This window comes from Serratia sp. MMO-28 (assembly GCF_037199905.1).
Taxonomy (GTDB): domain Bacteria; phylum Pseudomonadota; class Gammaproteobacteria; order Enterobacterales; family Enterobacteriaceae; genus Chania; species Chania oryzae.
Genome location: NZ_JBBCVB010000023.1, coordinates 71,006 through 84,556 on the forward strand (window position 1 = coordinate 71,006; position 13,551 = coordinate 84,556).

Consider the following 13,551-nt stretch of genomic DNA (forward strand, 5'->3'; position numbering starts at 1 on the left):
CGCTTTCCGCAGGCGTGTAAACTGCTGTTACTGAACATCGTTATTGAGAGGATTGTCATGGCTGATTTGCTGCTGGGCGTTAATATCGATCATATTGCCACGTTACGTAACGCGCGCGGAACCCAATATCCGGATCCGGTTCAGGCGGCGTTTATTGCCGAGCAGGCCGGTGCCGACGGTATTACCGTTCATCTGCGGGAAGACCGCCGCCATATTACCGATCGGGATGTGCGCATTCTGCGTCAGACGATTCAAACGCGCATGAACCTGGAAATGGCGGTGACAGATGAAATGCTGGATATCGCCATCGAGCTGAAACCGCACTTTTGCTGCCTGGTGCCGGAAAAACGCCAGGAAGTGACCACCGAAGGTGGATTGGACGTGGCTGGGCAACTGGACAAAATGACCGTGGCGGTTGAACGCCTATCCCAAGCCGGGATCCTGGTGTCGCTGTTTATTGACGCCGATCACCGCCAGATTGACGCCGCCGTTGCCGTCGGCGCGCCTTATATTGAGATCCACACCGGTGCTTATGCCGAGGCACAAGGTGAACTGGCCGTTCAGGCTGAGCTGAAACGCATCGCGCAGGCAGCAACCTACGCCGCGCGTAAAGGGCTGAAGGTCAACGCCGGTCATGGCCTGACTTACCACAACGTCCAACCAATTGCGGCTATGCCAGAAATGCACGAGCTGAATATTGGCCACGCGATCATTGGCCAGGCGGTGATGAGCGGTTTACCGGCGGCGGTGGCGGAGATGAAACTGTTGATGCGTGAAGCGCGTCGCTGATGGCGATCCTTGGCTTAGGTACCGACATCGTTGAGATAGCGCGCATCGAAGCGGTGGTGGAACGCAGTGGCGATCGTTTGGCGCGCCGCGTGTTGAGCCTGGCGGAATGGGAAGCGTATCAGCAGCATCAGCAGCCGATACGCTTTCTTGCCAAACGCTTTGCGGTGAAAGAAGCTGCCGCCAAAGCCTTTGGCACCGGCATCCGCAACGGCTTGGCCTTCAATCAGTTCGAAGTGTGTAACGACGGTTTGGGCAAGCCGAATATTCGCCTGCATGAAGGTGCCGCTGAGTTGGCGCAGAAAATGGGGGTTACCGCGATCCACGTTTCTCTGGCGGACGAGCGGCGTTATGCCTGCGCCACGGTGATTATTGAGGGGTGATGGATGCAGTCAGTGCGGGGCTCTGCTTATTGTGCCTGGGCCCCGTATTGCTACCAGATTCACAGCCGATCGGCATGATGCAGCAGCACAAACTTTTCCCACAGTTGTTCCTGATTTTCGACATGCTGCGGATCGGTAATGATGGTGTTGTCGATCGGGCAAACCTGCTGGCAGGTTGGTGTATCATAATGCCCAACGCATTCGGTGCAGCGAGTGGCATCGATCTGGTAAATTTCCTCCCCCATCGAAATCGCCTGATTCGGGCATTCCGGCTCGCACATATCGCAATTGATACAGCGTTTGGTAATCAATAGGGCCATTGCAGTAATTTACCTTTCTATCTTTTGATTTCAACCAGTTAAATGCTTAGCGTACTTGTTTGCCCAAACACCGCCACGTTTCGCTGAGTCTTCCTACGAGCCAACCAGGTTTGCTGGGAAACAATTTCAACGCCGCGCACTGTACCACAGAATCACGTTGATAAGAATTGGTGCTGCGCGGGCCAACGGGCCTTGCCGATATATCCGCGTTGCTGCGGTAAGGCGTTAGATCCCAATCGGTCGTATTCCCCTCCTGATTGTTCAGTATCAGAGATATTCAGGTTGCCTTATTCATTAAATTTATGAATGAGAGGTTATTGTTAATCTGAAATAGGTGTTTTTCTTATTTCCTTATATTTTAATAAGAAAAATACTAGGTGAGAATTGTTTACGTAATTGAGAAATGATTTGGTTTGTTTTTTAGGCTTTAAACTTATGTTACCATTAATTTTTTCTAATGCTTTCTGTTGAAACTGGGATGGCTGAAATAGCCATGTAAGGCAAATACTAAAATAAATGGAGATTTAATATGGTATCTCGTAGACGATTTCTTCTGGGCTGTGGCGCTATAGGGGCTGGGAGCCTCACGGGGTTAAATTCAACGTCAGCGCACGCCACAATATCGGCAATCAATACGCTGAAATATAAAATTCACGTTCCTGAAATTTTCCAAACCGTCAAACGTCCTCCGGCTCATACCCCCGTGATTGTTATCGGCTCAGGTTTTGGTGGAGCAGTGTCGGCTTTACGTTTCGCGCAGGCTGGCGAGAGAGTGACGGTGCTGGAAAGAGGCTTCAAATGGCCCACAGGGCCATTCCGTACCACATTCAGCAACGATACTTTGCCTGACGGCAGGGCGTTTTGGCATCGTACCAGTGCCAAGATGATCGCTGGCAATACCGCTTATTTTGATAAATTTGCCGGTGTGATGGATGCCACTGACTATCCCAATATGACGGTATGGCGGGGTGCCGCTGTAGGTGGCGGTTCAGTTATTTTTACCGGTGTTATGATTCAGCCGGAACGTCAGTATTTCGATGCAATTTTTGGTGGTGGTGTCAGTTACGACGAAATGGATAAAAAATATTATCCTCTCGTGCGTAAAATGTTGAACCTCAATTCAATGCCGCTGGATATTTATAACAGCTCGCCTTTTGGGCATTCGCGCGTCTGGGATCAGCAGTCAAGAAAAGCGGGTTATGCCACTTCACCGATCGACTCGATCTTTAATTGGGATGTAATAAGAGCCGAACTCAGCGGGCGCAGTTTGCCTTCGGCCATCTCCGGTGCCAGCAATCACGGCAACAGCAACGGTGCCAAGTACGACTTAAACCAGAACTACCTGCGGCAGGCAGAGGCGACCGGGTTGGCGACGATTTATCCAGGGCATGAAGTCTCTGATATCTCATGGGATGGCCGTCGTTATCTGCTCAGCGTGACGCTCTCTTCCCCTGAAGGTAACCTACTGAATCGCTATGAGCTTTCTTGCGATCGCCTCGTGTTGGCGGCGGGTTCTATTGGTACAACGGAATTACTGGTCAAGGCCCAGGCCAAGGGCACTCTCCCTAACCTGAACGAAGAGGTGGGCCAAGGCTGGGGAACGAACGGCGACACCATCGTGACGCGCAGTTTCTCTGCTCTTAAAGGGTTACAGCAAGCTTCGCCAAGTGCTTCACGTATACATGACAGCAATGCCGGCCTGCCGGTGACGCTGGAAAACTGGTACGTGCCGGGCGTTCCGGTCAACCTGGGCATTATTGGTTCGCTGGGTATGGCGTTTGATGAAACCAATCGTGGGAATTTTGTTTACGATAAGGCCAAAGGCAAGGTCAATCTGCGTTGGGCAGCCAATGGTAACGCCGATATTGTAGAAGCCGCCCGTTATGTGAATAACCGGATCTGTGATGCTAACGGCGTTGTCCCTGGCGTACCGATATTTAAAGAGGACGTTGCCGGCATGAACTGGACGGCGCACCCGCTGGGCGGAGCCGTGCTGGATAAAGCGCTGGACAATGAAGGGCGGGTCATCGGCTATAACGGTTTGTATGTGATGGATGGTGCAGCCATTCCTGGGTCAACCGGCTCTGTTAACCCATCCTTGACCATTACCGCTTTGGCGGAACGCAACATAGAACGGATTATTGCTGCAGGGGGCTGATGCGCCTTTAAGCTTACCATTCGTGGGCTGCGTTAAATAACGCAGCCTATTTCCCGAGTTTTTTCACCAGTTGTTCACTATGGCGGATCCGATCGCGGGCATGTTCGAGATCCTGCTGGATCAGCGCCATAAACAGCAAATCGGTCAGAGCAAACTGTGCGGTACTGGAAGAGATGGCGGCACTGCGGGTATTGGGTTCCTCGGCAATGGTATACAGGCAGTGATCGGCGCGTTGCTGCAAGCCATTAGGTGAAAAACTGGTCAATGCCAACACCCGTGCACCGGCAATACGTGCTTCTTCTGCCGCCAGATTGACCTCACGCCGTTCGCCACTGAACGAGATCGCCAGCAGGAGATCTTCTTGGCTTAACGCCTGCACGGTGGCCAACTGAACATGCATATCCGCTTCCGCCAGCGCCATCACGCCAATTTTCAGCAGCTTGAATGCCAGATCTTTCGCCACCAGGCCAGAGGCCCCTAGCCCAACCAGCACCACTCGCCGGGCTGAACGCAGCATATCCAGAGCGGTATTCAACCGTTGTTCGCTGTTGATATCCAGCGTTGCCCGCAAGGCTGCCTGTTTTTCAGCCAGTAATTTTTCACCCACGGTCTTAAGGGAATCACTGCTGAGGATCTGATTATGGACGGTGACGATGAGTTCGGTCTGCGGTTGTGCCAGGGTTTCACTCAAGGCCAGCTTTAATGCCGGGAAGCCTTTGTAACCCATTTTCTGAGCAAATTTGACCACGCTGGATTGGCTGACGCCTGCCAGTTGAGCCAGGTTTTGTGAACTGAGATGGCGTGCCTGTTCGGCATTATGCAATAGAAAATCTGCCAGTTTGCGGTCATTTTGAGCCAGCGTTGGGTACATCTGGCGAATGCGAAGAAGGGTACTCATCAGGTTGTATTCCATAATGGGGGTGATGCCGTCGGTCGGCGGAAAAACCACAGTTTCTGATCTTTTCCTTTGAGCCAGCAGGCATTTTGCCACGTTGCTAGTGAAATACTTAATGAAAAATTTTGTGATTTCACCTTTAAAATAGCCAATAACCGCATTGATTTGATAAAATATTCAAATATTGATTTAATTTTATGAATTAAAAATTCAAGGTGATGAAATGAATTTAGGTGCATTAGTATCAGAAACCCGCAATCCCGCCACCATGATGCTGGATGAGATGTCCTCGCTTGAGATGATGATCTGCTTTAATAATGAAGATCGTAAAGTTCCGGAAGCCATTGCCAAAGTGCTGCCGGAGATCGCTCAGGCAGTGGATTTGTCTGCTGCCGCTCTGCAGGCTGGTGGACGTTTGATTTACCTGGGCGCGGGGACCAGCGGCCGGTTGGGGATACTGGATGCTTCCGAGTGCCCGCCGACCTTTGGGGTGCCGCATGACATGGTGATAGGGTTAATTGCCGGTGGGCAGGGGGCGATGTTTAAAGCGGTAGAAGGCGCTGAAGACGATGCCGCACTCGGTGAGGCCGACCTGAAAGCGCTGAATCTGACCGCACATGATATGGTGATTGGCCTGGCGGCCTCTGGGCGCACGCCTTATGTTATCGGCGCGCTGCGTTTTGCGCGTCAGGTGGGCTGCCCAACGGCGGCGATTTCCTGCAACCCGGATTCGCCGATTGCCAAAGAAGCGCAGGTGGCTATTTCGCCAGTGGTGGGGCCAGAAGCCCTGACCGGCTCTACCCGTATGAAATCAGGTACTGCGCAGAAGTTGGTTCTGAACATGATCTCTACCGGTGCGATGGTCAAGTTGGGCAAGGTCTATCAGAACCTGATGGTGGATGTGAAAGCCACCAATGACAAACTGGTCGATCGTGCCTGTCGTATCGTGATGGAAGCCACCGGTGCCGTACGCAGCCAGGCGGAAGAGGCGCTGGCCCAAACCGAGTTTGAGGTAAAGCCTGCGATCCTGATGATTCTGGCCGACGTGACGGCGGTAGAGGCGCAACAGCGTTTACAGCAGCATCAGGGGTATTTGCGCGCAGCCTTGACGTGCTAGCGCGTTGCTCTGATTGCTGGCCTATCTCAAGGAGCCACATGTGATCGATAAACCACAAGCTCGCCGCACGGTGTTTTTTGACCTCGATGGAACGTTGCACCAGCAAGATATGCTCGGCAGTTTTCTGCGTTTCCTGTTGTGGCATTTGCCGCTGAATTTTCTGGTGGTGGTGCCGCTTTTGCCCGTGGTTGGGGTAGGCATGTTGATCAGTGGGCGTGCCGCACGCTGGCCGGTTAGCCTATTGCTGTGGGCGATGACGTGTGGCCGCTCTGAGGCCAGGCTGGGGGCGCTGGAACAACGCTTTGTCGCGGATTTTCGCCGGAAAGTAACCGCGTTTCCGGTGGTACAAATGCGCCTGCGTCACTATCTTGACGAGCACGATGCACAAATATGGCTGATTACCGGTTCCCCAGAGCGGTTGGTGGAGCAGGTCTATCAGGATTCGGCTTTTCTGCCACGGGTGCATTTGATCGGCAGCCGCATCACTCGTCGTTACGGTGGTTGGGTACTGACGGTGCGTTGTCTGGGAAGGGAAAAGGTATTGCAACTGGAACGGCGTCTCGGTTCACCGCTGAAACTGTACAGTGGCTACAGCGATAGCAAACAGGATAACCCGTTGCTGTTCTTCTGCGAGCATCGTTGGCGTGTCAGCAAGCAAGGTGAGTTACAGCAGTTGGAGTAGCTCTGGTGGAAGATGAGGCTGTGCTTTTTGAGCACAGCCTCGGCAAGGAGTGACATCAATCATCGGTCGCATCCTGCGATTGGCGCCCCAGCCGCCAGATGTTTTCTGCATAATGACCCAATGCCCACAGGCTTATCCCGAGCACAATAAAGAAAATGGCCTTTGGCATACTGTCCCAGAAAAACTCGAAAAACCGGGTGTACAGATTAATTCCGAGGAAGGTCAGGCCAAATCCGCGCAGCATACCGTCGTCATTTTTCAACCCGAGCCAGATCGCTGCGGCGGCGACAATGCCAAACGGCAGGCTCCAGTGCAGCAGTTCGATCTGGTGCACGCTGTACCAGCTGTCCAGATCGCCATAGTTACCGAAGATCGACAGGATCCACAGCGCGATAAACAGATACAGCAGCCCCATGGCCAGCGAAACTCGCTCCAGGCCTCGTTGGGCCAGCGGGGGGTTCAGCAGCAGCGCCGCAGCAATCAACACCGTGCCGAAGGCAATAAAGCGAATCGGATAACTCATTCCCAGCCAGTAGGCCCCCCAGCCGGAGAGATAACCGGTTTCGGCACCAAAGGCGTTGCCGAGTGACAGCAAGGCAAACCATCACACCAGCCCGGAACGGCTGAACCAGCCGATAACGCCGTACAGCACCGCGGCCAGCACCAGCAGCACCGAGACCCGCCCACTGCCATTATCCAGCCAGACACCCAGTTGCCACAGTGCGCAGGCGGTGAGCAGAATGGCGATAAACAGAATGGCTTCATTGCTGTAGCGTTTATCGGGATAACGGAGACGGCGGCGCAGCGCCCAGATATAGACCAGAACGGCCAGCACGGCGGCGATCGCCATGCGCACTGGTGCATCGAAACGGAACAGTTCGCTGAGTTGTTGCAACAGCCAACTGTCGGTAAACAGGCTGACGATGGAGATCACGATCGAAGCTAGTGCGGCAAGAAACGCGTAACGTGCCAGCCGGCGCCAGTCAAAAGGCTGAACCTGCATATTTTGCAGCAGATGTTGCTGCTGTTCAGCGCTGAGCGTGCCCTCGTCCACCCAGCCGCTGAGCGCTTTGCGCACCACCACGGCATTTTTCTTGCTGAGTTTCATGTTTTGCGTCCTTGAATAACACCGGTTTTTGCCAGTATATACCTGCTGAGCTAGCTTGATTGGTAGCGATAACCCATACCGTGCACCGTGCGCACCAGCACCGGATTGAGCGGATCTCGCTCAATGGTCTTGCGCAACTTGGAAATATGCTGATCAAGCGTTCGGCTTTGGGGTAAATGATCGTATCCCCAGATGGCATCAAACAGCATATCTCGGGTCACCACCCGGTTTTTATGTTGATACAGGTAACGCAGGATATTAACTTCGCGCAGCGACAGTTCTAGACGTTGCTCCATGCGCATGGCACAGAGTTCGTTAGGGAAAACAATGAGATCGCCAAACGGGAAGCTGGCGTCTTCTTCTGCATCCGGTGTTTGACGCAGGCAGCGGCGGGCGATAGTTTTGATTCTGGCTCGCATCTCATGAATACCGAACGGTTTACTGATGTAGTCGTCTGCGCCGAGTTCCAACCCGATCACCCGGTCAATCTCCTCATCTCTGGCCGAGAGGAAAACAATGGGGATCTGTTGATCGTGCTTGCGGATCTCCTTACATACCTTATATCCATCCAGTTCCGGCATCATGATGTCGAGAATAATAAAGTCTGGTTGCTGTTGCCGATACAGGGCCAGCGCCTGTGTGCCATTTTCTGCCGCAATAGGGCGGTAGCCTTCGTGGGCCAGCACTTCCATCAACCCGTTGCGGATGTGAGCATCGTCTTCGGCGATCAATATTTTCACTTGCACAACTCCTTATCGATGATTGCTTGCGGCTCAAGAGCCAGCGGCAGAGAAAGGGTAAAACAACTGCCGGTTGGGCCGCTGGTGACAGAGATTTCCCCTTGCAAACCGATCGCCAGTTGCTTGGAAATCGTCAGGCCAATTCCTGTGCCGGAAACACCTTCGGTAATGCTACTTTTCACCCGGTAGAAAGGTTGAAAAATGGCTTTCAGGTCTTTCGCTGCGATGCCGCTCCCATAGTCGCGTACCCTGATCAGCCCCCTGTCAGCGCGTTGTTCGGCTATCAGTTCCACCCGTTTACCGTGTGCGGCGTATTTTTCTGCGTTGCTGAGAAAGTTGCTGATTATCTGCGTTAAGCGATCCACGTCCGTAGTGAGATGAATTTCGGCGTGGACGAGTTGCACCAGTTCCATTTGCCTGGCATTGAAAGCGGGGAGAAAGGCGCGGTAAATCGTATTCAACACAGGGCTCAGCGCTACCGCCTGCAAGTGCACTTTGGGGGCTTTGGTAAAACTGAGAATATTTTGGATCAGGCGTGACAGGCGCTGGCTTTCATTGAGGATAACCTCCAGATAGCGCTGGTTTGGGGAGCGCGGCGCGCTCTCTTCCTGTTGTAACTCCTGCAGCATCTCCGCATACAGGGAGATATTGGTCAGCGGCGTCTTCAACTCGTGTGAAACCTGGCCGACAAAGTTGACCTGCTGCTGGGCGAGCCGCACTTGGCGAGTATATTCTCGGTACAGGTACAGCATTGCCAGCCCGAAGAGGGCGATCAGTAACAGAATCAGCAGGCCGCCCCAGAGATAGATGGAATAGCCGTTAGGCATTTTGGCGTAATAGTCTATCTGCCAGGCGCTCAACGGATAAGGCAGGCGCAGAGAGTCCAACGGCATCTGGCCTTTGGCCAATTCGCTATCACCGCTCTGATAGAGCAGGCGGCCGTCATCGGTTACCCGCACGGTGTTCGGTGCATAGTCGAACGCCAGTGAGTTAATCACGTCGGACAGCAGTTTAACGTAGGAAAACTTGAATCCGATCAGCTGATTGCCGCGCTGCAGCCAGTAAATCAGCAACGGATCGCCAAGCTCACGGCTCAGATACCAACCTGAGGTTGGGCGGGTTTGCTCGTCGGTAAAGTAGTGGCTGTAGAGCAAACTCGGATCCTGCACGATAGGAGAGATCGCCTGGAGCCAGGTTTTTCTTTCTCGGTCAGCGCCGCCTGCGTATTAGGGAACAATAGCCGGTTTTTCTCGAGCACAAAGAGCGCATCGATACTGCTCTCTTGGGCGATCAATTGATTAAGTGCTTTGCTGTCTAACGAGATATAGGTAGCGACAGAGCTGAGATGCACCGCATTCTGCTTCAGCAACCCCTGAATGAAGCTGCTGACCTGGCTGGTATGGCTCTGTGCCAGACGCTGGTTCTGATAATGGCGCAGTAGGGCTTCGTGAGTCAGGGTACGATAGCCGAAGTAGGCGATTGCCGCGCAGATCAGCAGCGTAGTGAAGGCAAAGAGAAACAGACTTTTTGACGGCTTCATGACCCATCCCATGGCGGCGCTGAGCCGGTTTACTGACTCAGCGCAAAATTGATCCCTACTTCTGCTGTTGTTTGACGCTGTAGTTCTGTTCTTTCAGCTCCTTACGGTAGGTGGCGGCTTCTTTACTGTCAATGTCCTCTGCTAACCTGCGCTGTTTCTCCGTGCTTTCTCTGACTTTTTTCTCCGCGGCCGGGCTGGAGAATGACATCCCGCTCAGCTTGGAAGCGTTGGATTCCAGCACCTTCTTTGCTTCATCCTTGCGGCCTGCATCGATTAGCCGGATGGCTTCGTCATTAGCCAGCGCGGTTTTCTGGATCTCTGATTCGGCCAAGACTTCCTGTTGCACGGCATCGCTGACCTTTGCCGCCGAGCGGCTATAGCTGACGGTAACTCGTTCGTTGACCCGATCTTGTCGTTTACTGCTGAGGTTCAGGTAGCTGACGTTGACATCGGCCAGATTCTTTTGCTGATTGTCCGTGCCTTTTTCTGGCATCACCTCCAGCAGGACATATTTTTCCTGATTGGAATAAAGCTGATTCAGTTTGACGTTAACCACATTGCCGGAGATCTCGCCATCGCGCCCCAGCAAGCGCACTGGCTTTACGCGGTCGCCTGTCTTGATCTGCACGACAACACCCTGTGCCACCACCGACATAACGTCCTGAAACTCTTTGGTAAAGGCGGTTTCCAGATCGGCCGAGTTGGCCACAAAAGCGTGGTTACCATCGCTGTAACCGGCGATGGTGGTCATTAAGTCTTCGTTATAGTCATCGCCTAGCCCAATGGTGGTAATAGCGATGCCTTTCTTGGCCGCGATGCGCGCCAGCTCGGCAAGTTCACCGATCGAGGTCGGGCCGGTATTCGCCTGGCCATCAGAGAGTAGAATAATACGGTTTACTTGCTCTTGATTCAGGTGTTTATCCACCTGACCAATGCCTTTACTGACACCGGCAAACAGCGCGGTCATGCCTTGTGGGCGAATATGCCGTTGAATACTGGCGATCAGCGCGGGTTTGTTGCTGACTTTGGTCGCAGGGATGATCACTTCGGCGCTGTTATCGTAGGCAACGACCGACAGAGTGTCGGTAGGGGTAAGCATATTTACCGCCAGAATCGCTGCTTCTCTGGCTTTTTCGATACGATCGCCGCTCATAGAGGTGGAGCGATCAATCACCAGTGCCAGGTTGATAGGGCTGCGGCGTTGACTGTCAAGATTGAAACCGGTCAGGGATACCTTCAGATAGTTTTTATCTTCACTGTCTACCAGCATGATCGGAGCGGCGAGTTCTGATTTAACGCTGACCACCGGGGATGCCGCGTTTGCCAGGCCAAACAGTGGGAGCAGAGAGAGTGCTAATAGGGTTGCTGCCTGTTTTATTTTCACGATAGTGCCTCTTATGCAGGACTCTGGGAGTAGTGCAGCGATTATTCACTTTATCATGGGCCGAGTTGTCTGTTCGCTGTATAAAGTTGTCAAATTTTTGTAAAACAGCGAGTTACTGTGAGGTCGACCTTTGAGATGAAGCACGCGGGGCAGATCTCCCAAGTGAACTACCGAAGGATTTGTTGCTACGTCGCTGCGCTAAAAGAGGGCTACTGTGTATAATGCCCGCCGCAAAAAAGCGCACGAGGATTGATGTAATGAATGAATATAGTGACGAATACTGGATGCGGCAGGCGTTAAGCCTGGCCCTGCGTGCGCAGGAAGAGGGCGAAGTGCCGGTGGGCGCGCTGCTGGTGCTGGACAATCAGGTGATTGGCGAAGGCTGGAACCGGCCGATTGGCCGCCACGATCCCACTGCCCACGCCGAGATCATGGCGCTGCGCCAAGGCGGCTCGGTTTTGCAGAACTATCGCCTGCTGAACGCCACCCTCTATGTCACGCTGGAGCCCTGTGTGATGTGTGCCGGGGCGATGATCCACAGCCGTATCCGCCGCCTGGTGTACGGTGCAGCGGATGAGAAAACCGGTGCCGCTGGGTCGCTGGTGGATATTTTGCGCCACCCGGGAATGAATCATCAGGTCGAGATCGTTGCAGGCGTGTTGGCAGAGGAGTGCGCCGCGACGCTCAGTCATTTCTTCCGTCTGCGCCGTGAGCAGAAAAAAGCGCTGAAGCAGGCACAGCGTATCGAGAAAGATCTACAATAATCAATGGTTCAGCGCCAACTTTGCCTCAACTGCCGGGTAACCGTTCGCCAGTGCAACCTGTTTCGCCGCGTCTTGAGCCGCTTTCTTCTCCTTTTCCTGTAAATACCCCACCAGGCTGACCTGATAACGGCGGATATTTTCCACGTAATTGTAGGCTTCGTGGCCACGGGCATAGCCGTAGGTGAGCAACGGGGAATAGCGTTTCTGGCTGAGCATCGGCAGGCGCTGTTTGACATCCACCCAGCGGTCAGGATTGCCCTGTTGATTCTTGGTCAATTTGCGGGCATCCAACATATGGCCCCAGCCCATGTTATAAGCCGCCAGAGCGAACCAGATGCGTTCGTCCTCCGGTACGCTGTCGGGCACTTTTTCCATCAGGCGTTGCAGATAAAGAGCACCGCCCTTAATGCTTTCTTCGGGATCGAGCCGATCATTCACCCCTAAACCTTCGGCGGTGGCGCGCGTCAGCATCATTAGCCCACGCACGCCGGTAGGGGAGGTTGCCTGCGGATTCCAGTGGGATTCCTGATAAGCAATGGCTGCCAGCAGTTTCCAGTCGATCTCATTGGCATGTTTTTCAAACAATGAACGGAAGTTGGGCAGCACTGAATCGATCGCTGACAGGAAGGTTTTGGTATCAACATAATCGAAGCTACCCACATGACCCAGGTATTTTTCTTCAAGCCGCGCTAGCGTACCGTCTTCCACCTTCTGGCTGTAAAAGTCCAGCAGGGCGGCATACAGGCTGTTATCGCTGCCGCGTTTCAGGTACCAGGTCACCGGTTCTTCGTCGGTGACGTCAAATGCTACCGCTAACTGTGGATGAATACGCTGCAGCAGAGCGATGGTGACAGAATCACCGATGGTGTAATCCAGTTTGCCGTCGGCCACCTGCTCCAGCAGTTCCTTGGAGGTGAGATCGCTCGAGGCTTCCCAACTGAGGGTGGGATATTTATTTTGTTTGAGCTGTTTCAAGGTGCTGACGTGTGCCGAGCCGGAGGCCACCGCCAGCTTGCCTTTCATCTCGGCAAAGTTTTTTGGCCGCGGGCTACCGAGCCGGTAAACCACCTGTTGGGAAACCGAATAGTAGGCCGGGCCGGTGCTGGCTCGGCTGAGGCGATCCGGGTTGTAGATCAGGCCTGCGGCCAGCAGATCGGCGTTATCATCGTCCAGATCGTCAAACAGATCGTTGATGTTCTGGTGCGGGATGACCACCAGTTTCACCCCCAGATAGTTGGCGAAGCTTTTGGCCAGCTCATAGTCAAGGCCACTCGGCCCCTGCTTGGTGGTGAAATAAGTCAACGGCGAGTTCAGCGTGCTGACTCGCAACTCTCCCCGTGCTTTGATCGCTTCGAGTTGGCCACCTAGGCCACCGCGCCAAGTAATATTGGGCCACAGTGCCAGTGCCAGAAGCAAGGTGACAACACCGATTAGAATGTAATTTATTTTTATTAGTTTCAAATAGTTATCTCAAATAAATGCGCACTTTCTGTTAGCCGGAACACGGGATTTATCATGGTTAAATCACCAGTGTCGGGGCATTTTGCGTAACAAAACGCCAGCGTGCAACTTTATTGACACGTTATGGTAAATCGATAGCGAAAGCGCTTTTCGCAATAATAGCTACGCAAACGGTTTCGTCGGCGGTGCGGATTCTCTATAATGGCGCGCGTT

Annotated in this window: 11 protein-coding genes and 2 pseudogenes; 6 read left to right on the forward strand and 7 right to left on the reverse strand. The window is 53.4% G+C overall.

The window, feature by feature from the left end; translation table 11 throughout:
- Positions 1–57: 57 nt before the first annotated feature.
- Together pdxJ and acpS are read left to right on the forward strand one after the other, a co-directional pair.
- Entirely contained in the window at positions 58–789 is a 732-nt protein-coding gene (gene pdxJ, locus WG891_RS19415) for a pyridoxine 5'-phosphate synthase (protein ID WP_076942716.1), read from the forward strand.
- The gene (acpS, locus tag WG891_RS19420; protein ID WP_337264202.1) at positions 789–1,169 is read left to right on the forward strand and encodes a holo-ACP synthase; all 381 of its coding nucleotides are present in this window, start codon (positions 789–791) and stop codon (positions 1,167–1,169) included. The genes pdxJ and acpS overlap by 1 nt, the downstream gene beginning before the upstream one ends.
- 59 nt (positions 1,170–1,228) lie before the next feature.
- On the opposite strand, the gene WG891_RS19425 is transcribed toward acpS, so the two are convergent.
- Positions 1,229–1,489 carry a YfhL family 4Fe-4S dicluster ferredoxin gene (locus WG891_RS19425; protein WP_337264203.1) on the reverse strand — a complete coding sequence of 87 codons (261 nt, stop codon included), beginning with the start codon at positions 1,487–1,489 and terminating at the stop codon, positions 1,229–1,231.
- A gap of 529 nt (positions 1,490–2,018) precedes the next feature.
- On the opposite strand from WG891_RS19425, the gene WG891_RS19430 reads away from it, so the two are divergent.
- Positions 2,019–3,647 (forward strand): GMC oxidoreductase, encoded by a 1,629-nt coding sequence (locus WG891_RS19430; RefSeq protein ID WP_337264204.1) that lies wholly within the window; start codon positions 2,019–2,021, stop codon positions 3,645–3,647.
- A 46-nt stretch (positions 3,648–3,693) separates the two neighbouring features.
- On the opposite strand, the gene WG891_RS19435 is transcribed toward WG891_RS19430, so the two are convergent.
- Complete coding sequence (locus WG891_RS19435; RefSeq protein WP_337264205.1) at positions 3,694–4,545, reverse strand: MurR/RpiR family transcriptional regulator; 852 nt, start codon at positions 4,543–4,545, stop codon at positions 3,694–3,696.
- 220 nt (positions 4,546–4,765) lie between these two features.
- Between WG891_RS19435 and murQ the strand changes: the two genes are divergently transcribed.
- Both murQ and yfhb read left to right on the forward strand, forming a co-directional pair.
- Positions 4,766–5,659 carry an N-acetylmuramic acid 6-phosphate etherase gene (murQ, locus tag WG891_RS19440; RefSeq protein WP_076942721.1) on the forward strand — a complete coding sequence of 298 codons (894 nt, stop codon included), beginning with the start codon at positions 4,766–4,768 and terminating at the stop codon, positions 5,657–5,659.
- Positions 5,660–5,699: 40 nt separating this feature from the next.
- Complete coding sequence (yfhb, locus tag WG891_RS19445) at positions 5,700–6,341, forward strand: phosphatidylglycerophosphatase C (protein ID WP_422066806.1); 642 nt, start codon at positions 5,700–5,702, stop codon at positions 6,339–6,341.
- A gap of 55 nt (positions 6,342–6,396) precedes the next feature.
- Here the strand turns inward: yfhb and WG891_RS19450 are convergent.
- From WG891_RS19450 to WG891_RS19465, 4 genes and pseudogenes are all read right to left on the reverse strand, one after another.
- Positions 6,397–7,449: pseudogene (locus WG891_RS19450) on the reverse strand (DUF2157 domain-containing protein).
- Positions 7,450–7,499: 50 nt separating this feature from the next.
- Positions 7,500–8,189 carry a response regulator transcription factor gene (locus tag WG891_RS19455; RefSeq protein ID WP_076942724.1) on the reverse strand — a complete coding sequence of 230 codons (690 nt, stop codon included), beginning with the start codon at positions 8,187–8,189 and terminating at the stop codon, positions 7,500–7,502.
- Positions 8,186–9,729, reverse strand: a pseudogene (locus WG891_RS19460) (sensor histidine kinase). The gene WG891_RS19455 and the pseudogene WG891_RS19460 overlap by 4 nt, the downstream one beginning before the upstream one ends.
- 55 nt (positions 9,730–9,784) lie before the next feature.
- Positions 9,785–11,116 (reverse strand): vWA domain-containing protein, encoded by a 1,332-nt coding sequence (locus WG891_RS19465; RefSeq protein WP_443006194.1) that lies wholly within the window; start codon positions 11,114–11,116, stop codon positions 9,785–9,787.
- Between the two features lie 254 nt (positions 11,117–11,370).
- Between WG891_RS19465 and tadA the strand changes: the two genes are divergently transcribed.
- Complete coding sequence (gene tadA / locus WG891_RS19470) at positions 11,371–11,877, forward strand: tRNA adenosine(34) deaminase TadA (RefSeq protein ID WP_076942727.1); 507 nt, start codon at positions 11,371–11,373, stop codon at positions 11,875–11,877.
- On the opposite strand, the gene mltF is transcribed toward tadA, so the two are convergent.
- Entirely contained in the window at positions 11,878–13,338 is a 1,461-nt protein-coding gene (gene mltF, locus WG891_RS19475) for a membrane-bound lytic murein transglycosylase MltF (RefSeq protein WP_337264206.1), read from the reverse strand.
- Positions 13,339–13,551 lie beyond the last annotated feature (213 nt).